20 protein-coding genes are annotated in these 18,100 nt (G+C 66.8%); 7 read left to right on the forward strand and 13 right to left on the reverse strand.

Translation table 11 applies throughout. The features are described 5' to 3' along the window. Window positions 1-1,098 (forward strand): HlyD family secretion protein (locus GGC30_RS13665; RefSeq protein WP_228763747.1); only part of this gene is annotated, 1,098 nt, incomplete at its 5' end. Between the two features lie 51 nt (window positions 1,099-1,149). Further along, entirely contained in the window at window positions 1,150-1,326 is a 177-nt protein-coding gene (locus GGC30_RS16330) for a hypothetical protein (RefSeq protein ID WP_017505124.1), read from the forward strand. Window positions 1,327-1,333: 7 nt separating this feature from the next. Here the strand turns inward: GGC30_RS16330 and GGC30_RS13670 are convergent, their stop codons facing one another. From GGC30_RS13670 to GGC30_RS13685, 4 genes are all read right to left on the reverse strand, one after another. Then, the gene (locus GGC30_RS13670) at window positions 1,334-1,537 is read right to left on the reverse strand and encodes a hypothetical protein (protein ID WP_228763748.1); all 204 of its coding nucleotides are present in this window, start codon (window positions 1,535-1,537) and stop codon (window positions 1,334-1,336) included. 98 nt (window positions 1,538-1,635) lie between these two features. Next, the gene (locus tag GGC30_RS13675) at window positions 1,636-2,145 is read right to left on the reverse strand and encodes a GNAT family N-acetyltransferase (RefSeq protein WP_153925308.1); all 510 of its coding nucleotides are present in this window, start codon (window positions 2,143-2,145) and stop codon (window positions 1,636-1,638) included. Beyond that, complete coding sequence (locus tag GGC30_RS13680; RefSeq protein WP_153925311.1) at window positions 2,142-4,220, reverse strand: S46 family peptidase; 2,079 nt, start codon at window positions 4,218-4,220, stop codon at window positions 2,142-2,144. Before GGC30_RS13680 ends, GGC30_RS13675 begins: the two co-directional genes overlap by 4 nt. A 178-nt stretch (window positions 4,221-4,398) precedes the next feature. Beyond that, entirely contained in the window at window positions 4,399-6,492 is a 2,094-nt protein-coding gene (locus GGC30_RS13685; RefSeq protein ID WP_153925314.1) for a S46 family peptidase, read from the reverse strand. Between the two features lie 213 nt (window positions 6,493-6,705). Between GGC30_RS13685 and GGC30_RS13690 the strand changes: the two genes are divergently transcribed. The 3 genes from GGC30_RS13690 to GGC30_RS13700 are packed head-to-tail and all read left to right on the forward strand — an operon-like array spanning window position 6,706 to window position 9,669. Beyond that, entirely contained in the window at window positions 6,706-7,878 is a 1,173-nt protein-coding gene (locus tag GGC30_RS13690; RefSeq protein WP_055805778.1) for an ABC transporter permease, read from the forward strand. After that, the gene (locus tag GGC30_RS13695; protein WP_055805773.1) at window positions 7,875-8,630 is read left to right on the forward strand and encodes an ABC transporter ATP-binding protein; all 756 of its coding nucleotides are present in this window, start codon (window positions 7,875-7,877) and stop codon (window positions 8,628-8,630) included. The genes GGC30_RS13690 and GGC30_RS13695 overlap by 4 nt, the downstream gene beginning before the upstream one ends. 34 nt (window positions 8,631-8,664) lie before the next feature. Further along, window positions 8,665-9,669 (forward strand): HlyD family secretion protein, encoded by a 1,005-nt coding sequence (locus tag GGC30_RS13700; RefSeq protein WP_039248126.1) that lies wholly within the window; start codon window positions 8,665-8,667, stop codon window positions 9,667-9,669. Window positions 9,670-9,678: 9 nt separating this feature from the next. Here GGC30_RS13700 and GGC30_RS13705 read toward each other — a convergent pair whose 3' ends face one another. Together GGC30_RS13705 and GGC30_RS16335 are read right to left on the reverse strand one after the other, a co-directional pair. After that, a complete protein-coding gene (locus GGC30_RS13705; protein WP_153925319.1) occupies window positions 9,679-10,476 on the reverse strand; it encodes a crotonase/enoyl-CoA hydratase family protein in 798 nt (265 codons plus the stop codon). Window positions 10,477-10,592: 116 nt separating this feature from the next. Next, window positions 10,593-10,745 (reverse strand): hypothetical protein, encoded by a 153-nt coding sequence (locus GGC30_RS16335; protein WP_017505113.1) that lies wholly within the window; start codon window positions 10,743-10,745, stop codon window positions 10,593-10,595. A 156-nt stretch (window positions 10,746-10,901) separates the two neighbouring features. On the opposite strand from GGC30_RS16335, the gene GGC30_RS13710 reads away from it, so the two are divergent. Continuing rightward, window positions 10,902-11,123 carry a DUF1289 domain-containing protein gene (locus GGC30_RS13710; RefSeq protein ID WP_153925322.1) on the forward strand — a complete coding sequence of 74 codons (222 nt, stop codon included), beginning with the start codon at window positions 10,902-10,904 and terminating at the stop codon, window positions 11,121-11,123. A gap of 75 nt (window positions 11,124-11,198) precedes the next feature. Then, on the forward strand, window positions 11,199-11,714 hold the full coding sequence (locus GGC30_RS13715; RefSeq protein ID WP_066624321.1) for a TIGR02281 family clan AA aspartic protease: 516 nt from the start codon (window positions 11,199-11,201) through the stop codon (window positions 11,712-11,714). Here the strand turns inward: GGC30_RS13715 and pgsA are convergent. The 7 genes from pgsA to GGC30_RS13750 form a co-directional block, all read right to left on the reverse strand. Beyond that, on the reverse strand, window positions 11,711-12,355 hold the full coding sequence (gene pgsA / locus GGC30_RS13720; RefSeq protein WP_370452000.1) for a CDP-diacylglycerol--glycerol-3-phosphate 3-phosphatidyltransferase: 645 nt from the start codon (window positions 12,353-12,355) through the stop codon (window positions 11,711-11,713). The two genes, GGC30_RS13715 and pgsA, sit on opposite strands and share 4 nt — an antisense overlap. Window positions 12,356-12,399: 44 nt before the next feature. Continuing rightward, complete coding sequence (locus GGC30_RS13725) at window positions 12,400-13,023, reverse strand: carbonic anhydrase (protein WP_055753092.1); 624 nt, start codon at window positions 13,021-13,023, stop codon at window positions 12,400-12,402. Between the two features lie 21 nt (window positions 13,024-13,044). Beyond that, window positions 13,045-14,913, reverse strand: coding sequence for an excinuclease ABC subunit UvrC (gene uvrC / locus GGC30_RS13730; RefSeq protein WP_153925327.1), 1,869 nt, complete (start codon window positions 14,911-14,913; stop codon window positions 13,045-13,047). Between the two features lie 16 nt (window positions 14,914-14,929). Then, on the reverse strand, window positions 14,930-15,376 hold the full coding sequence (locus tag GGC30_RS13735) for a DMT family transporter (RefSeq protein WP_153925329.1): 447 nt from the start codon (window positions 15,374-15,376) through the stop codon (window positions 14,930-14,932). 31 nt (window positions 15,377-15,407) lie between these two features. Then, window positions 15,408-16,271: an alpha/beta hydrolase gene (locus GGC30_RS13740; protein ID WP_153925334.1), complete on the reverse strand. Its 864-nt coding sequence runs from the start codon at window positions 16,269-16,271 to the stop codon at window positions 15,408-15,410. Between the two features lie 58 nt (window positions 16,272-16,329). Beyond that, the gene (locus GGC30_RS13745) at window positions 16,330-16,800 is read right to left on the reverse strand and encodes an NUDIX domain-containing protein (RefSeq protein ID WP_153925337.1); all 471 of its coding nucleotides are present in this window, start codon (window positions 16,798-16,800) and stop codon (window positions 16,330-16,332) included. Between the two features lie 108 nt (window positions 16,801-16,908). Continuing rightward, the gene (locus GGC30_RS13750; protein WP_153925340.1) at window positions 16,909-18,084 is read right to left on the reverse strand and encodes a hypothetical protein; all 1,176 of its coding nucleotides are present in this window, start codon (window positions 18,082-18,084) and stop codon (window positions 16,909-16,911) included. Window positions 18,085-18,100: the final 16 nt, after the last annotated feature.

Below are 18,100 nucleotides of genomic sequence, written 5' to 3' on the forward strand. Positions count from 1 at the left end.
GCCCAGACCGCCCCCGCCTCTTCCGCTCCCGCCGCCCCGCAGGCGCCCGCAGCCGCTCCGCCCGCGCCGAAGAAGAACGTCATGTGGACCGTCATCGCCGCCGGGGTCGCCCTGCTGGGCGTGCTGATGGTGCTGTATGCGTGGCAGTTGCCGCCCTTCCGGGGCGCGATACAGCGCACGGACAACGCCTATGTGCGCGGCCAGGTGACGATCATCAGCCCGCAGGTGAACGGCTATGTCACGGCCGTGCCGGTCCAGGACTTCCAGACCGTCCAACAGGGGCAGCTGCTGGCCCAGGTGGACGACCGCATCTATCGCCAGCGGCTCGAGCAGGCGGAGGCCAGCCTGCATTCGGCCCAGGCGGCCCTGTCCAACTCGACCCAGACCCAGGCCTCGGCGCGCGGATCGGTGGCCCAGCAGCGCGCCTCCATCGCCGCCGCCGAAGCTACGCTGACGCGGGCTCAGGCCGACGCTGAGCGCGCCCGCACCCTGAAGGCCGGCGGCTGGGTCGCCCAGGCCAATGTGGACGTCGCCGAAGCCGCCCTGCGCAGCGCCCAGGCCCAGGTCGCCCAGGCCCGCGCCGCCGAGGGCATCGCCCAGACCGGCGTCACCTCCGCCGTCGTCGGCCGCGACAGCCTGGCCGCCGCCGTCGAGAACGCCCAGGCCGCCGTGCGCCTGGCCCAGATCGATCTGGCCAACACCCGCATCGTCGCCCCCCGCGCCGGTCGTCTGGGCGAGATCGGCGTGCGCCAGGGCCAGTATGTGACCGCGGGCACCCAGCTGATGGGTCTGGTGCCGGACGTGGTCTGGGTCACGGCCAATATGAAGGAGACGCAGATGAAGAACATCCGCGTCGGCCAGCCGGTCGAGATCACCGTCGACGCCCTGGGCGGCCAGACCCTGCGCGGCCATGTCGAAAGGATCGCCCCCGCCGCCGGATCGGAGTTCAGCGTCATTCGTCCCGACAACGCCACCGGCAACTTCACCAAGGTGGCCCAGCGCATCCCGGTCCGCATCCGCATCGACCCGAACCAGCCCGCCGCCGAGCGCCTGGCGCCGGGCATGTCGGTGGTGGCGAAGGTCAATACGGCCGGCTGACGGAACGCGCAGCTCCCGATCGCGCTACCTGTCCCAGCAACGGAGAGCACCATGGACCGCGAACAGACCAAAGGTCGTGAAGAGAACGGCGCCGATCCAGCCGGCAAACCGGACGCCCTGACCTCTGACAAGGCAACGAAGGCGGTCGGTCAGGCCGAGCGCCAGAGCGCGGGACCGGACGGCCCGGACGCCGCCGAGATCGGCGACACGTTCAAGCGCAAACCCTGACGCCGGATCAGGCTGATCGCGGCGACAGGCTGGCGGCGAGCAGATGCACGTCGTGCGCCCGCATCCGCTCGAAATTGCCCAGCCCCAAGGCCAGGGCGCGCATGATCTCCGTCTGGCGCGTATGTTCGGGATGGGCGGGCAAGGACGGCTCCGCCCGCGCCAGCTCCGCATCCAGTTCGGCCATCATATGGGCCAGGATTCCGTCGTTCATCTGATCCTCCATCACGCCGCCGACCGCCGCAGACGGTTAGAGCATGATGAGAACAAATGCGGAACACATAGCGTGGAGATGCCTGTGGAGTATTGCGGCTAGAGCGCTTTTTCCAGCACCACGAATTCCAACTCGGGTCGGGGCGGAGCGACGGGGAAGGGGCGAGTCTCGCCGGTGGGGGCGTAACCGCGTCGTTCGTACCAGGCGATCAGTTCGGTCCGGCGGTGGATGACGGTCATCTCCATGCGGCGCGCGCCGAAACGCGCGATCGCCTCGCTTTCGGCGGCCGCGAGCAGACGACGGCCGAGGCCGGACGCCTGCAAGGTCGGCTCGACCGTCAGCATGCCGAGATAGGCCAGGTTGTCCCCGGCGCGGGCGACCTGGACGCAGCCGATCGGCGCGCCGTCGCGATGGGCCAGCAGGATGACCCGGTCGGGATCGGCGATCAGGGCCGACAGCTCCGCCGCGCTGGTGCGATCATCGAACAGCAGGTCGGCTTCATGCGTCCAGCCGGCCTTGGCCGTTTCGCCGCGATAGGCGCGCTCGATCAGAGGATGCAGCGCGGCGACGTCGTCGGGCGTCGCCGCGCGTATGGCGATCTGCGTCAACGGCTGACGCCCAGCTCCGTCAGCAGATGATCCATCCCATAGACGTCGCGCAGGGCCACGGTGACGGCCTGGGTGGTGACGATCACGCTGCGGTTGGTGTTGCGGTCATAGCCATAGGCGTTGCGCTGGGTCAGGACGGTGGAATCGAAGTTGGCCCCGATGATCTCGCCCCGAGCGTTGACCGCGGGCGACCCGGACGAACCGCCGATGGTGTCGGTCGAGACGGCCATGTCCATCACCGCGTTCGGATCGATCCGGTCCTTGGCGGCCATCAGCTTGGGCGCGACCTTGAACGGTTCGGCGCCGGTGGCGCGGTCCCACAGGCCGGCGAAGGTGGTGAAGGCGCCGAAGCGCTGGCCGGGCACGTCCGAGCCTTCGACCTTGCCATAGGTCAGACGCAGCGTGCCGGTGGCGTCGGGATAGACGGCGTCGCCATAGGCGGCGAAGCGGGCGGCCGCCAGCTGTTCCGACGCGCGGTCGGTCGGGGCCTTGACCTTATTCTCCCATTCCGTGCGGACGGCGCGGGCGTCCGCGTCTATCGACAGCACATACTGGACCATCGGATCGTCCGACGCCTGAACCGCCGCCAGGCCGCCGGTCCACAGGGCGCGACGCACGGCCGGATCGGCCAGCTTGGTGCCAGTTACGACGCGGGCCGACAACTCTTCGGGGCTTTCCTTGCCCAGCAGGGTGCGCACATAGGGGCTGTCCACCGTCAGCCATTCGCGCGTCTTGGACAGCCACCATTCCAGCCGGATCTGCTCCAGCTCGGGATAGGTCGGCCGCTCGGCGAACAGACCGGATTCGACGCCGGGCAGGCGGCTGTCGGCGAACTCGGCCAGACGCTGGTCCGACGGCTTGGCCCGCTCCTGCGCGCCGCGCACGATGGCCTTGGCCCACTGGAACAGCTGCGATCCACCGGCGACCGAGGTGGTGCCCAGGCCCGTGCCGCCTTCCAGCAGGGCGGTAGGGGCATAGAGTTCGCGCGCAATGGGCTGGAGCGCTTCCAGCGCACCCCATGGATCGGGACCATTGCCGTTGGCGGCGGCGTAGCGCTGCATGAAGTCGACCTCGGCCGCAGCCTTGGCCTGGATGAACTGGGCGTCGGTCAGGGCGCGCATCCGGCCCAGGCCGCGCTTGTAGGTGTTCTCCACGCCCACAATCGGGTCCATGGCGATAAAGGCCTGATCGTCGCCCTCTTCGGAATAGCGGATCAGACGACCGCGCAGTTCCGATGCGATCAATTGATCCAGCGGCAGGACCACGTCGCGGATCGTCGCCAGCTGGTCCATCGTCAGCAGGCGCTGGGTCGCGCCGGGATTGCCGGTGATGAAGACGGCCTCGCCCTCGGTCGGCTTGTCGGCGTTCCAGGCGAAGTGGATCGGCGTCTCGACCGGCTTGCCGTCCTCGTACAGGCGAATGAAGGCCGCATCGATGGCGAAGCGCGGGAAGGAGAAGTTGTCCAGATCGCCGCCGAAGGTCGCGGCGCGGTCTTCCGGAGCCCAGGCCAGGCGCACATCGCTGTATTTGCGGTATTTGTAGAGTTTGAACTGGCCGCCCCGGTACAGGCTGACGACCTGGCAGCGGATCTTGGGATCGTTGCCGCAGGCTTCAGTCTCGATCCGCCCGGCCTCGGCCTCGCGCGCCTGGGTGAAGGCCTGGCCCTCAAGCCCTTCGCCGGCCTTGTGCATCCGCTCGGTGACATCGGAGATGTCGGTCAGGATCTCGGCCGTGGCGCCGGGGCATTTGCGCTCTTCCTCACGCGTCTTGGGCGTAAAGCCCGTCTCGCCGTACTGCTGTTGCGGCGTGGACAGGTTGGCCACGCAGGTGGCGACGCAGTGGTTGTTGGTCATCACCAGACCCTGGCCCGACACCACCCCCGCCGAGCAGCCGCCGAACTTCACCGACGACAGCCGCACCCGATCCAGGAAGGCCTGATCGATATTGGTCCCCAACGTCTGGTTGGCGCGGGCGATGGGGAAGTTGTCGTAGGTCCACATGCCTTCCTCGGCGCTGGCCGAGCTGGCGGCGGCGAACGCGAGAACGGCGGCAGAGGCGAGGAGAAGAGGGCGCATGGGCGGTGTCCTTTAAGTCTCCTCCCCGCCTTGCGGGGAGGTGGCGCGGCGCTTCTTCAGCGTCGTGACGGAGGGGCTCTTGGTCAGTTTACAGGCGATTGTGTAGTGGTGAAGAGCCCCTCCACCGCTTCGCGGCCCCCTCCCCGCGCAGCGGGGAGGAGACTTCTTCGTTGTCGTTCTAGCGACGCACGCCCAGTTCGCGCAGCAGGCGCGGCTGGTTGTAGACGTTGCGCAGGGCCTCGGTGATGGCGGCGGTCGAGACCGTCACCGTGCGGTTTAGCTCGGGGTCATAACCGAAGCTGCCGCCCAGCGAGTGGATGTTGCCGTCGAAGGCGGCGCCGATGACTTCGCCCTTGGCGTTGATCACGGGCGAGCCCGAATTGCCGCCGATGATGTCGTTGGTCGAGACGAAGTCATAGACGGTCGACTTGTTGACCTTGCCCTCGGCCGCCAGCCAGTCCTCGGCCGCGTTGAAGGGCTCGGCGCCGGTGTTGCGCTCGTACAGGCCGCCGATCTGGGTGAAGGGTTCGACCGTCACGCCGCGATAGGTCCAGCCCTTCACCTGGCCGTAGGACAGGCGCAAGGAGAAGGTCGCATCGGGATACAGATTGGTCCCATAGACCGCGAACCGGGCCTGGGCGATCTTTTCGCCGGCGCGGCTGGTCGGGCCGGACACAGCCGATTCCCACTGGGTGCGCACGGCCTGGGCCGCATCGTCATTGGCCAGCACGAACTGGATCAGCGGGTCGCCCGAGGCGGCCAGTTGCTCCGGCGTCATGGCCAGGGCCTGGGCGCGGAAGGCGGGATCGGCCAGACGCGTGCCGTCGACCAGACGCTCCGCAATCTGTTCGGGGCTTTCCTTGCCCAGCAGCGCCTTCACATTCGCATTGTCGACCGTCAGATATTCGCGGGTCTTGGACAGCCAGAAGTCGAGATAGATCTTCTCCAGGTCGTTCGAGATCGGCGTCTCGGTCGCCAGGCGACGGCCCAGCGAGGCGATGTCGGCGTCCGAATAGCCGGCGCGACGCTCGGCGACGGGCTTGGCGCGTTCCTTGGAAGCGCGGACGATGGCCTTGGCGTAGCTGTAGAGCGACGAGCGTTGGCCTGCCGCCGATTCCAGCTGGCGATAGGGCAGATAGAGGTCGCGCTGGGCGGTCGAGGCGCGTTCCAGATCGGCCCACGGATCGCCGATGCGTTGGGCCAGGGCCGGGTCGGCGGCGACGCGCTGGCGCAGCTCCTGCTCTTCGCGGCGCTTGGTGGCCATGAAGGCCGGGTCGGTCAGGGCGCCCTGCTGGCCGTAGTTGACCTTGAAACCGTTCTCCAAGCCGAAGATCGGATCGACCGAGACGCGTTTGGCCTCTTCGCCGGTGGTCGAATATTCCAGCAGACGACCACGCAGTTCCGAGGTCTGGATCAGGCTGATGGGCAGTTGCTGGTCGCGCAGGGTTTCCAACTGGGCCACGGTCAGCAGGCGCTGGGTCGAGCCGGGGTTGCCGGCGACGAAGGTTACGTCGCCTTCCTTGGGCGCATTGGCGTTCCAAGTCAGGTGGTTGGGCGTCGCGACCGGCTTGCCGTCCTCGTAGATGCGCAGGAAGCCGGCATCCAGGGCGTAGCGCGGGAAGTTGAAGTTGTCCGGGTCGCCGCCGAAGAAGGCCGCCTGGAACTCGGGCGCGAAGACCAGGCGCACGTCGTCGTATTTGCGGAACTTGTAGAGCTTGTACTGGCCGCCGCGATAGAAGCTGATGACCTGGCAGGTCAGCTTCTGATCGTCGCCGCAGGTCTCCTTCTGGATCTTGTCGATCTCGGCGGCGCGGGCCTGGACGAAGGCGGCGCCCTCAAGACCGGCGCCGGCGCCGGTCACGCGGTCGGTGACATCGACGATGTCCGTCAGGATTTCGGCCGTCTGGCCGGGGCACTTCTTCTCTTCCTCGCGGGTGGCGGGCATCCAGCCGTTCTTGACGTAGTCGTTCTGGGCCGTGGACAGGTCCTGAACGCACGACACGACGCAGTGGTGGTTGGTCAGCACCAGGCCTTCGTTCGAAACCAGCGAGGCCGAGCAGCCCTGCAGGCGGACCGCGGCGTTGCGCACGCGGTCAAGCCACGCCTGATCGATATTGGTGCCGTACTTCTCGTTCACCGTGGTGATGGGGAAGTTGTCGAAGGTCCACATGCCCTCGTCGGCGCGGGCGGAGGTCGCAGGCGCGGACAGGACGGCGGTGGCGGCGCCGAGCGCGGCCAGAGAGGCGGTGAGACGAAGCGAGGGCAAGGACATGAAGGCGTGTTTCCCAGAGCGTGGGACGGCCTGTCCCATCTGTTATGTTGTAACTAGCGCCGACGAAGGGCGGGCGCCAAGAGGCTGGAAGGCCCTTAATCCCCTGATTTCGAACCCGCAATGACAAGGGTTCACAAGCCTTACCCCGATTTAACTTGGCGGTGAGGGGGCGCACGGTCAGATAGGCGCAAGTACCGGGGGTTATCGACGACAATGTCGCTTGCGCTATCAACACTGCTGTTCGAGTGGCGTCGCTATATGGCGGCGGTCATGGCCCTGGCCCTGTCGGGGCTTCTGGTCCTGGCGATGACCGGCGTCTTCATCGGCATCGGCAAGGGATTCACCGCGACCATCGAACGGTCGAACGCCGACATCTTCATCATGCAGCCCGGCGCCAAGAGCCTGATCGGCGGGCCGTCGGGCGTGCCCCGCCGGTTCATCCCCCTGGCCTACAACCACCCCGAGGTGGTCGAGGTCATGCCGCTGGACGGCGCCGGCGGCACCTTCCAGAACATCAAGAACGTCGATCCGACCAAGAGCCAGGCGGACAATGCGTCGCAGGGCGCGCCGCGTCAGAAGTTCGTTCAGGCCAGCATCATCGACACCCGTCCTGGCTCGGTGACCATCCCGACCGACTATTCGCAGGAACTGGTCGATGCGTTGCGCCAACCCTACACCGTGGCGGTCGACGAGACGGCCCTGACGACCTTGGGCGTGAAGCTGGGCGACAAGGCCCTGTACAACGGCCAGACCGTCACCGTCGTCGGCGTGACGCGCGGCTATCCCAATATGATGCAGCCGGGCGTGGTCATGTCGCGCGACACCCTGCGGATGCTGGGCCAGGCCGACACGGGTCCGCGCGTCGGTCCGCTGATGGTCAAGCTGCGTGATCCGGCCCGCGCGCCCATCGTGGTGGCCCAGCTGAACGCCATGGGCGCCGGTCAGTGGAAGGCGTGGACCAAGCAGCAACTGGCCGACGCCAACGCCGGCGCCATGTTCGAGGAAGGCATCCTGGTCATCATCATCGGCGGCTGCGTCGTCTTGGGGATCATCATCGGCGTGGCCATCACCTGGCAGACCCTGCGCGGCGCCATCATGGCCAATATCAAGGAGTTCGCCTCTCTGCGGGCCCTGGGCGTCAGCATGGGGTCCTTGCGTCGGATCGTGGTCGAGCTCAGCTTCTGGGTCGGCGTCGTCGGCGTCATCGCGGCCATCGTCCTGACCTGGCTCGTCTCGCTGCTGGCGATGATGGGGGCGGTGATCATCGCCCTGCCGCTGTCGCTGCTGATCATCGTCGGCATCGGTCTGATCGCCATCGCCATGGTGTCCGGCCTGCTGTCGCTGGGCATCCTCAAGAACAGCCAACCGGCGGACCTGCTGCGATGAACGTTCATACAAAGGTTCACGGCAAGCACGGCGACTTCGCCATCGAGGCCAAAAGCCTGGTCAAGCGGTTCAAGTCCGGCAAGGCTTGGGTGGATGTGCTGAAAGGCGTCGATTTCGATGCGCGGCATGGCGACCTGACCATGGTCATGGGGCCTTCCGGCTCGGGCAAGTCCACCCTGATCGCAGCCCTGTCGGGCCTGCTGAAGCCTGAAGAGGGCCGGGTGGACGCGTTGGACGTCGACGATCTGTGGAAGCTGTCCTCGGGTCGGATCGACAAGTTCCGCCTGGATAACTGCGGCTTCATCTTTCAGGGCTTCAACCTGTTTCCCGCGCTGACGGCGCTTCAGCAGGTCGAGACGGTGCTGAAGTTCCAGGGGCTGACCGCGGGCCAGGCCAAGAAACGCGCCACGATCGCCCTTGAAGAGGTCGGCCTGGGCCACCGTCTGCACCAGCGACCGGCGGCTTTGTCAGGTGGTGAAAAGCAGCGCGTCGCCATCGCCCGCGCCCTGGCCAAGGACCCGAAGATCCTGTTCGCCGACGAACCCACCTCGGCCCTGGACGGCGAGAACGGCCAGGTGGTCATCAAGCTGCTGCGCCGCGCCGCCACCGAACACGGCGCCGCCGTCATCTGCGTGACCCACGATCCGCGCCTGGAGGCCTGGGCCGACCGGGTCATCCACATTGAGGACGGAAAGATTCTGGACGACCAGCGCCGCATCCCTGATCCGAACGCCATCCTGGCGTCCCACTAACCGACACGACGATTTCCCTTAGGACGACACGCCAATGCCCGGCTTTCTGAAGAAAAAACGCACCTGGATCGGCCTGCTGCTGGTGATCGTGCTGGCGGTCGGCTTCATGCTGTTCCAGTCCGCCGCCAAGACCAAGAAGGCCGAGCAGGAGAAGGCGGCGGCGACCAAGGTCGACAGCCCCTATGCGGCTATCGCCAATGGCAAGGTCGACGTCGAGGGCGGCATCATCCAGATCGCGGCCCGTCGCGGCGGCATCGTCCGTGACGTTCTGGTTCAGGAAGGCGATCGCGTCGTCGCCGGTCAGATCCTGGCCCGTCAGGAAGACGACGAAGCGCGTCTGGCGGTGCAGGCCGCCGCCGCCGCCGTCAGCCAGGCCGAAAGCCAGCTGGCCCAGATCCGCGTGGACATCCGCACCGCCCAGCGCGAGCAGGAGCGTCTGCAACGTCTGGTCGCCACCAACTTCGTCGCCGCCCAGCGCATGGACCAGGCCCAGGACGCCATCGCCACCGCCCAGGCCCGGCTGGGGTCGCAGGTCGCCGCAGTCCAGACCGCGCGCGCCCAGCTGGATCAGGCCCGCTACAATCAGGAACTGACGGTCATCCGTGCCCCGACCAACGGCCGGATCGTGCGCCGCTACGCCAACCCCGGCGCCGGCGCCTCGACCCTGAACGTTTCCAACATGTTCGATCTGGAACCCGACGCGCCGCGCATCGTCCGCGCCGAGGTGGTAGAGAGCGACCTGCCGAACCTGACCGACGGCCAGGCCGTCGAGATCAGCCCCGAGGGCGACGCCAGCAAGGTCTATATCGGCGCCGTCATGCGTCGGGCCGCCGTGTTCGGCGCGCGTAAACTGGCCTCGGACGATCCCTCGCAACGTAGCGACGAGCGGGTGGTTGAAGTGGTCGCCTCGGCCGGCGATGCGCCCCTGCTGATCGGACAGCGGGTGCTGGTCAAGTTCATGAAGCCGGGCGAGACCGCCGGGGCCAAACGCGCGGTCGCCGCCGGCGTCGGGCCCAGCGAGGCCATGAAGACGAAATAGGACGTCGGATCAGCGGCCGGTGAAATTGCCCGGCCGCTTTTCCAGCACGGCGGCGACGCCTTCCTGATGGTCCTCGGTCAGATGGGCGAGCGCCTGCATCGCCGCCGACATCTCCAGCATCTGGTCGAAGGTCGTGTCTCGGCCCTGACGCAGCAGGGTCTTGGCCATGCGCAGGGCCTGGGGCGGCTGGGCCGCGACCTGGGCGGCGACGGCCAGGGCCTCGGTCATCAGGTCGTCGTGCGCGACCACGCGGTTGACCAGCCCCCATTCGGCCGCTGTTGCGGCGTCGATGGAGCGGGCGGTGAACAGCAGCTCGGCGGCGCGGGCATAGCCGATGTTGCGCGGCAGCAGCCATGATCCGCCGTCGCCGGGGATGATGCCCAGCTTCAGGAAGGGCACGCCGAAACTGGCGCGGTCCGAGGCGATACGGATGTCCCCGAGCCCCGCGATATCGCAGCCCAGCCCCATCGCCGGCCCGTTGACGGCGGCGATCAGCGGAACCTCAAGCCCATACAGAGACCGCACGATCCGGTGGACGACGCGGCGATAGCGTTCGCGGATCGCGGCGCCCGATCCCTCGAACAGGTCGCGCCGATCTCGCATGGCCGTCAGGTCGCCACCTGCTGAAAAAGCCCGCCCGGCGCCGGTCAGGACTATACAGCGGATCGTCGGATCGGCGTTGACCCGTTCGCACGCCGCCGCGACCTCGTCGCCGTCGCTCAGATCGGGCAGGGCGTTCAGCCGCGCCTCGCGATCCAGCGTCCAGATCACTATTGCGCCTTGGCGGTCTTCGGCGATCAGGCCCATGCGTCGTCTCCGTCTTCGCGCCCGTCATCGACCGCGAACGCCGCGTCAGGCAAGCCCGCAATTGCAAAAGCCCCGGCGAGACCGGGGCTTCTTCAGGCTGAGGGCCCAGCGGGCCGTCAGCGTTTCTTGATCGTATAGGGTACGAAGTTGGACGGATGGCTGACCACCCGGCCCGAGTTCGACGGCATGTGCCGACTGTTGACCAGCATCCCGCCCCAAAGGGCGAAGGACATCATGGCGTGTTGGAGGTTACGCTCCTTATCGTTCATCTTGGCGTCTCCTTTCGCAGAACGATGAAAAGAGACGCGTCGTACCAATGGAATTCCACCGTCAGTCGTTACGCGTCATCGAACAAGATAAGACAGTTTCGTGAATTTGCAAATTTATTCGTCAGGAGTCGGAGTGATTTTCGCTACGATGTCACAATGAGCGCGACGACCCCGAACCGGCCCGGACCGCCCAAGGCCATCGCTACGCCGTGCGTCATGGTGTGCGCGGTCGATGGCGAGAGCGGCCTTTGCCTCGGCTGTTTTCGCACGCTGAAGGAAATCGCCGGCTGGCGGTCGCTGAGCGACGCCGAGCGCGCGGCGGTCATGGCTGAACTGCCGTCGCGCCGTAGTCAGGTCGATCCGGCCAAGCTGGGCTAGCGCGGTTAGCGGCTTAAGCTTTCGTCAGCCACGTCGTTTCACCCCATCCAAACGCCGCGCCTCTAAGACAGAGGCATGGTTCGCATCGATACCCAGTCTGTCGTCGTCCTCGGCTTCGCTCTCATGGCGTCGTTCGGCACGGCTCTGACGATCCGCCATCTGGAAGGCGACGGCATGGCCCAGGCGGCGACGCCCGTGGCCGAGGCGGCGGTGGGCGCCTCCGGCACCGACGCCCAGGTGGTGAAGGGCGCGGACGGCCACTACTGGGCCGAGGCCAATATCGACGGCAAGGCGGTGCGGGTGCTGGTGGATACGGGCGCCAGCGTGGTCGCCCTGACGCGCGCCGACGCCCTGAGACTAGGCGTCGATCCCGAACCCGAAGCCTTCACCGGCAAGGTCCAGACCGCATCGGGGGTCGTGCGCGCCGCGCCGGTTCAGCTGAAGACGATCTCGGTCGCAGGCGCGCGGGTGGACCGGGTCGAGGCCCTGGTGGTGGAGCAGGGGCTGGAATACTCCCTGCTGGGCATGAGCTATCTGGGCCGGCTTTCCGCCTTTTCCGCCACACCGGCCGGGCTGACGTTGCGGCCCTAAAGGTCGCGCATCTGGCGACGGGCTTCGCTGAAATACTGCCAGCCGGTCCAAAGGGTGATGATGGCGGCGAACCAGATCAGGAAGATGGCGAAGGATTCGAACGCGGGCTGCCAGGCCAGCGGGGATCCGTCGTCGTTCTGCAGGCCCAAGGCGCCCCACAGCAGGGTCAGCTGAAGCGCGGCGAGCGCCACCATCTGCACCGTGGTCTTCCACTTGGCGGCCAGGGTGACCGGCAGTTCGATGCGGCCGGCCATCGTCTCGCGCAGGGCGGAGACGGCGAATTCGCGGAACAGGATCAGGCCGCAGGGCAGGGCGATGCCGGGCAGGGATCCCGAGGCCAGAACGCCCAGGATGGCGCCGGTCACCAGCACCTTGTCGGCGATGGGATCGAGAATGGCGCCCCAGCGCGTGGTCGCGTTCCAACGCCGGGCCAGATAGCCGTCGACCCAGTCGGTCGAGGCGGCGATGACGAAGATCCAGAAGGCCCAGACGCTGAACCGCCCTTGGGTTTCCGGCGACAGCCAGGCCTCAAGCGCGCCCGGCGCGGCCCCGGCCATCATGGCGAACATCACCACCCCGGCCGCCAGGCGCAGCCCGGTCAGGATGTTGGGAACGGGGTTGGCGCGGTGGGCGGAGGTCATCGTCATGTCCGTTGCAACGCGCCGGGTGTGGCACGGTTCGCCGCTCAATCCAACGGTTCGAACCGGGGCTTGTCGGTCAGGGCCGTAAGCGCGCCCTCGGCGATGCCGAAATGCAGGCCGCTGAGCTGAAGCTCGCCCTTGGCTTCGCGCTCGGCGATCCAGGGGAAGGTGCGCAGGTTCCGGATCGACAGACGCACGATGGCTTCTTCGGCCGCGCGCTCCAGCTGGTCGGGGGCGACGGTTTCGGCGACGTGCTGGACGACGGGCGCGCCTTGGGCGATCCAGGGGGCGACGAAGTCGGCGACGATTTCAGGGGCGCCGTTGATCATGGCGTTGACCCCGCCGCAGTGGGCGTGGCCCATGACCACGATCCGCTTGACGCCCAGAACCTTGACCCCGAATTCCAGCGCCGCCGACACGCCGTGCAGCTTGCCGTCCGGCTCATAGGGCGGGACCAGGTTGGCGACGTTGCGCACGACGAACAGCTCGCCCGGCTTGGCGTCGAAGATCAGGGCCGGATCGGCGCGGCTGTCGGAACAGGCCACGATCAGGGTGTGCGGCTTCTGGCCCTTTGTCGCCAGGGTCTCGTATTCGGCGCGGGCCGTCGGCCAGTGCTCGGCGCGGAAGCGGCGATAGCCGGCGGTCAGTTCGTCTTCGATGTCGCTCATGGTCGGTGTCTTAGCTCCGGCTCAGCTTTTACGGAAGAAGGCGTGGATGCGTTCGGCGAGGGGTTGGTTGATGCCGTCGACCTTGACCAGATCGGCCAATGAGGCGCGGCTGACGCCCTTGGCCGAGCCGAAGGCGTGCAGCAGGGCCTTCTTGCGGCCGGGGCCGACGCCTTCGATCTCGTCCAGCGGATTCTTCTTGATGTCCATCGAGCGGCGCTTGGTGTGGGCGCCGTTGGCGAAGCGGTGGGCCTCGTCGCGCAGCCGCTGCAGGTAGTAGAGGGCCGGCGACTTCAACGGCAGCATGAAGGGCGCCTTGCCGGGCATGAAGAACTTCTCCATGCCCGCGTCGCGATCGGGCCCCTTGGCCACGCCGACGACGGCGATGTCGTCCAGCCCGCCCAGGTCGGCCATAACCGCCAGCACCTCGGCCAGCTGTCCCGCGCCGCCGTCGATCAGCAGCAGGTCGGGGCGGACGACGTCTTCGCCCTCTTCCTCGTCCTTGACCAGGCGCGAGAAGCGACGACGCATCACCTCACGCATCATGCCGTAGTCGTCGCCGGGCGTCAGATCCTCGCCCCGGATGTTGAACTTGCGATACTGCGACTTCTGGAAGCCTTCGGGGCCGGCGACGACCATGCCGCCCACCGCGTTCGTCCCTTGAATGTGGGCGTTGTCGTAAATCTCGATCCTTTCAGGTCGGCTCTCCAGTCCGAAGGCCTCGCACACCTCATCCAGGATCTTGCCCTGCGCGGAGCTTTCGGCCAGGCGGCGGCCCAGGGCCTCGCGCGCATTCGTCAGGGCGTGGCCGACCAGCGCCAGCTTCTCGCCGCGCATCGGACGGACGATCTCGACCTTGCGGGCCGCCTTCATCGAGAAGGCCTCTTCCAGCAGTTCCAACTCGTGCGGGCGCACGTTGGACAGGACCAGGCGCGGGATCGGCTTGTCCTCGTAGAACTGACCCAGAAAGGCCGCCAGAATCTCAGGATCGGTGTCTGTCTTGTCCACGCGCGGGAAATAGGCGCGGCCGCCCCAGTTCTGGCCGGCGCGATAGAAGAAGACCTGGACGCAGGCCTGGCCGCCGTCGGAATGCAGGGCGAAGACGTCGCCTTCGGCCACGCTATCGGCGCTGACCGAGTTCTCCATGGCAATGGCCGACAGGGCGCGGATGCGGTCGCGCACGCGGGCGGCCTGTTCGAAGTCCATCTCGTCCGACGCCGCCTGCATCTCCTTGGACAGGCGGCTGATGACGGCGCGGGACTTGCCGCGCAGAAACTGCTCGGCCTCGGTGACCAGTTCGCCGTAGTCGTCCAGGCTGATCAGGCCGGTGCACGGCGCCGAGCAGCGCTTGATCTGATGCAACATGCAGGGACGGGTGCGGGTCTCATAGACGCTGTCGGAACAGGACCGCAGCAGGAAGGCCTTCTGCAGGGTGTTCAGCGTGCGGTTGACCGCCCAGGTCGAGGCGAAGGGGCCGAAATAGTCGCCGGGCGTGGTGTGGGCCCCGCGATGCTTCCTGACCTGGGGCGCGCGGTGGTCGCGGCGGATCATCAGCTCGGCGAAGGACTTGTCGTCGCGCAGCACCACGTTGAAGCGGGGCTTCAGCTTCTTGATGAAGTTGGATTCCAGCAGCAGGGCTTCGGTCTCGGTGGCGGTGACCACCAGCTCCATCGACCGGGTCTGCGACACCATCAGGCCGATGCGCTGGGTGTGGAAACGCCCTTGCGCATACTGGATGATGCGCTTCTTCAGCGACTTGGCCTTGCCGACATAGAGGCACGAGCCGTCCTCGCCGTACATGCGATAGACGCCCGGCTTGTCCGGCGCCCGGCGCGCCTCGTCGGCGATCAGGGCGGCGGCTTTCAGTTGGGAATCAGGCGTCTCCTCGGTCATCGCGCCCGATATAGGGTCAAGAGCGCCGGACCAGAAGGACGCCGGCCAGAACAAGCCCCACCCCGGCGACGCGGCCGATGTTCAACGGCTGGCGCGGAACGCCCAGCGCCCCGAAATGATCCAGCGCCAGGCTGAGCAGCAACTGGCCGCCGACCATCAAGGTGATGGTCATGGCCACCCCCAGGCGCGGCACGCCCCAGGCGGCGGCGACCACGAAACAGGCGCCGTAGGCCCCGCCCAGCCAGGCGTACCAGGGCAGGGCGCGCGTCGCGGCCATGTCCGGCCGGGTGTGCAGGATGGCCGCCAATATCCCCAAGACCGTCGTGCCGACCGCGAAGGAGATGAAGGCGGCGTTGACCGGCGAGGCCACGGCGGTCGCCAGCCTGGCGTTGGTCGGGGCCTGAAGCGCGGTGGCGCCGCCGGCCAGGATGACGACGAGGATGGCGAGCAGGGACGGGTTCATGGCCCCTGGCTAGCACGGCGCTCGCCGATTGCTACCCCCGGATGAAGCGGGCGGCGCGTTCCCCTTCCGGATCGCCGGCGACGCCGAAGTCGCGCTTGATGGTCATGTGGCTGTCGTCCGGGGCGGCAACGACCTCTGCGCGGCCGCCGACCCGGATCAGGGCCTCAGCAAGGCCGTGACTCTGTGCAGTCGAATCCTGCCGGCGGGCAACGTGGAAGATGAGGAAGGGCGGATAGGCCACGCCGGGGCGGATAAGCAGAGTAGGCGACAAGGCGGCGGCCTGATCGCCGAACGCCTGATCGTAGGTCCGGCCCAGCCACTGGTCGACCGGGCCGGTCCCTCGCGGCGCCGTGGCGTCATAGCCGGCCCCGTCCAGCAGGATCACGCCCGCCAGATCCGAGGGCTTCGCCCCAACTGCGCCGAGGTATTCGGGATCGATTCCGACCAGCGCGGCCAGATGGGCCCCGGCCGAATGGCCCAGCAGATAGACCGGCCGTCCGGGCAGGCGGCGCTTCAGATCGGCGACAGCGGCGGCGACACCCAGGGCCGACTCGCGCGCGCTGACGGCGGGAGCGAGCCGATAGCTGGTCGAGGCCAGAGTAAAGCCGTGGCGCTGAGCATAGGCAGGCAGGGCGGCGACATTGGTCCGTTCGCCCCGCGACCAGCCGCCGCCGTGGACGAACATCAGGATCGGTCCCGTCCCTCTCTCTGCATAGAGGTCGTAGGCCTGAAGCGAGTCGGGACCGAAGGTGAAGGTGTGGGCGGGCGCGACAGCCGGGCCGGTGGGCGCCGTGCGACGCTGTCGACGATCGCTGCGGGTTTGAGCGAGGGCGTGGGCGGGGAGGGTGGCGCTGACGGTCAGGCCGATAAGGGCCAGGCGACGCGAGAGAGGCATGGTGCGATCCTTTAGCAGGCTTGACCATTCTGAAACGCAGCGAGGGGTGGTTCCCGTCTCACCAGTCGGGATCGACCGGGGCGCCGTCGAAGATTTCGGCCAGGCGCGCGCGACAGCCCCGGTTCACGTCGTCCGGCAGGGCGGAGGGCGAGAACCAGCCGATCTCGGCGATCTCGCCGTGGCCGGTGCGCCGGCCCACATCGAAGGCGTCGATGCGGAAGACGGCGACGTGATCGCCGGGAAAGAACCGCTCGTTGGAATGGATCGAAATCAGGCGAGGCGCCCCGCGCGCGACCAGCCCTGCCTCTTCACGCAGTTCGCGCACCACGGCGGCGTGGGTCGTCTCGCCCCGGTCCACCCCGCCGCCCGGCAGCCACCAGCCCTTGAGATAGGTGTGCCGCACCATCAGCACCCGCCCCTGCGCATCCACCGCCACCGCCCGCACGCCCAGCGTTTTGCCCCGCGTCAGCCGCGACCAGGCGAAGAACAGTGGGCGGGTGAACGGTTCGACGTGGATGCGCCAGGTCATGGGTGTGTCAGTTGGAGCCGGAGTGTGTCACCGGGCCGTTCGTCCAGATCATAGGCCAGGGGAGCAGCGTTTTGGTGCTTCGGGGCACCTCGGTTGGCTTGGGGTAGCTTACTTAAGCTTCTCTAGGACCTCACGCGGCAAAGGAACCCATTCGCGCTCGGGGTAGCGGGGGTAGTCCTTGTCGCCCCACCGTTCATTGCCTGGCACGGCTGGTAGGTGACGCCATGCCACGGGTTCGGCTCTCGCCTCGTCTGGCACCAGTCGGTAAAATTGCCCCAATGAGCGGATGGCTTTGGCGTCCTGCTGCGTCACGACGAGGCTGAGTAAACTGAATACCAATTCTGCGGCTATTGAGCAGACTGATAATTCGGGCGTCTGGCCATTGTGAGCCGCTTTATTTCTCGCTTTCCGAACCTGATTGATCTGGCCATAGAGAATTTCGTCGAACATACCCAACTGGAAGAAGACCTCGGCTTTATGGGCGGCGGTCCAGTCCCGACCGTTGATGAACACCTTACGCCCTGCAACCCCGGCACCTTTTGTTGCGACATGCCGGTCCCATAAGCCGCCCAACAGTGCCTCGCAGGCGGTCCAGAGGAAGATCAAGGATGAGGTCCCGCGCCGGTTCTTAAGCGCCGTTAGACCATCGAGAACAATGGTCGAATTGAGCCACGGCGCATGCTTGGCGATGGACCTGCCCTTAGCTAAGGCGGCATTGATCTCAGCGGCGGTGAAGCTCCTAGGCTGAAAGAGCGCGATTGAGTCGTACGTACTCACATCGCCCGCAATTAGCCCCTGTAGGCGAGAGAGGTTTACGCCGCAGGCTTCCGTGAGTCCCCCCGAGGCCAAGAAGTAGCCGGTATTGTAGGTGTAGCCTTGACCGACATCTTCAGGCGCGGCCGAGTCAAAACGGACGCCGCCCAACAAGAGTTCAAAGTGCACCTTGTTGACGAGATCAATTGCGCGCTGCGGAGTGATGCCCCTAATTGGCGGGAAGATCCAAGCGGCCGTGTAGCTGAAAAGTGCCGGAAGTGATCCCAGACCAACGTCCACTTCCATGGTTGTCCGGCAAAGCCGAACACGGTCATAGTTGTGGCTATTGATTTGCTCGAGGCTGGTGTCGAGTTTGTCATCCTCATTCAGGATAATGGTCGTGAAAGGCCCCGTGGCGACGATCAAGCACGGCAAGCATTTTGACGGATCGTCTTTCAAGGTCTCATTCCTTTGCCTAGATGAACGTTTGGCAGCTTTGGGCAGCAGATCAACGCCCTTTGAATTGGGCATCTGCAATGCTCAAAAC

Source organism: Brevundimonas sp. SPF441 (assembly GCF_009661015.1).
Lineage (GTDB): Bacteria > Pseudomonadota > Alphaproteobacteria > Caulobacterales > Caulobacteraceae > Brevundimonas > Brevundimonas vesicularis.

Excerpts from the sequence above, each read along its gene's own strand:
- GGC30_RS16330 (WP_017505124.1), top strand. The coding sequence starts at position 1,150 with ATGGACCGCGAACAGACCAAAGGTCGTGAAGAGAACGGCGCCGATCCA.
- GGC30_RS13670 (WP_228763748.1), bottom strand. The coding sequence starts at position 1,537 with ATGAACGACGGAATCCTGGCCCATATGATGGCCGAACTGGATGCGGAG.
- GGC30_RS13680 (WP_153925311.1), bottom strand. The coding sequence starts at position 4,220 with ATGCGCCCTCTTCTCCTCGCCTCTGCCGCCGTTCTCGCGTTCGCCGCC.
- GGC30_RS13685 (WP_153925314.1), bottom strand. The coding sequence starts at position 6,492 with ATGTCCTTGCCCTCGCTTCGTCTCACCGCCTCTCTGGCCGCGCTCGGC.
- GGC30_RS13690 (WP_055805778.1), top strand. The coding sequence starts at position 6,706 with ATGTCGCTTGCGCTATCAACACTGCTGTTCGAGTGGCGTCGCTATATG.
- GGC30_RS13695 (WP_055805773.1), top strand. The coding sequence starts at position 7,875 with ATGAACGTTCATACAAAGGTTCACGGCAAGCACGGCGACTTCGCCATC.
- GGC30_RS13700 (WP_039248126.1), top strand. The coding sequence starts at position 8,665 with ATGCCCGGCTTTCTGAAGAAAAAACGCACCTGGATCGGCCTGCTGCTG.
- GGC30_RS13705 (WP_153925319.1), bottom strand. The coding sequence starts at position 10,476 with ATGGGCCTGATCGCCGAAGACCGCCAAGGCGCAATAGTGATCTGGACG.
- GGC30_RS16335 (WP_017505113.1), bottom strand. The coding sequence starts at position 10,745 with ATGAACGATAAGGAGCGTAACCTCCAACACGCCATGATGTCCTTCGCC.
- GGC30_RS13710 (WP_153925322.1), top strand. The coding sequence starts at position 10,902 with ATGAGCGCGACGACCCCGAACCGGCCCGGACCGCCCAAGGCCATCGCT.
- GGC30_RS13715 (WP_066624321.1), top strand. The coding sequence starts at position 11,199 with ATGGTTCGCATCGATACCCAGTCTGTCGTCGTCCTCGGCTTCGCTCTC.
- pgsA (WP_370452000.1), bottom strand. The coding sequence starts at position 12,355 with ATGACCTCCGCCCACCGCGCCAACCCCGTTCCCAACATCCTGACCGGG.
- GGC30_RS13725 (WP_055753092.1), bottom strand. The coding sequence starts at position 13,023 with ATGAGCGACATCGAAGACGAACTGACCGCCGGCTATCGCCGCTTCCGC.
- uvrC (WP_153925327.1), bottom strand. The coding sequence starts at position 14,913 with ATGACCGAGGAGACGCCTGATTCCCAACTGAAAGCCGCCGCCCTGATC.
- GGC30_RS13735 (WP_153925329.1), bottom strand. The coding sequence starts at position 15,376 with ATGAACCCGTCCCTGCTCGCCATCCTCGTCGTCATCCTGGCCGGCGGC.
- GGC30_RS13740 (WP_153925334.1), bottom strand. The coding sequence starts at position 16,271 with ATGCCTCTCTCGCGTCGCCTGGCCCTTATCGGCCTGACCGTCAGCGCC.
- GGC30_RS13745 (WP_153925337.1), bottom strand. The coding sequence starts at position 16,800 with ATGACCTGGCGCATCCACGTCGAACCGTTCACCCGCCCACTGTTCTTC.
- GGC30_RS13750 (WP_153925340.1), bottom strand. The coding sequence starts at position 18,084 with ATGCCCAATTCAAAGGGCGTTGATCTGCTGCCCAAAGCTGCCAAACGT.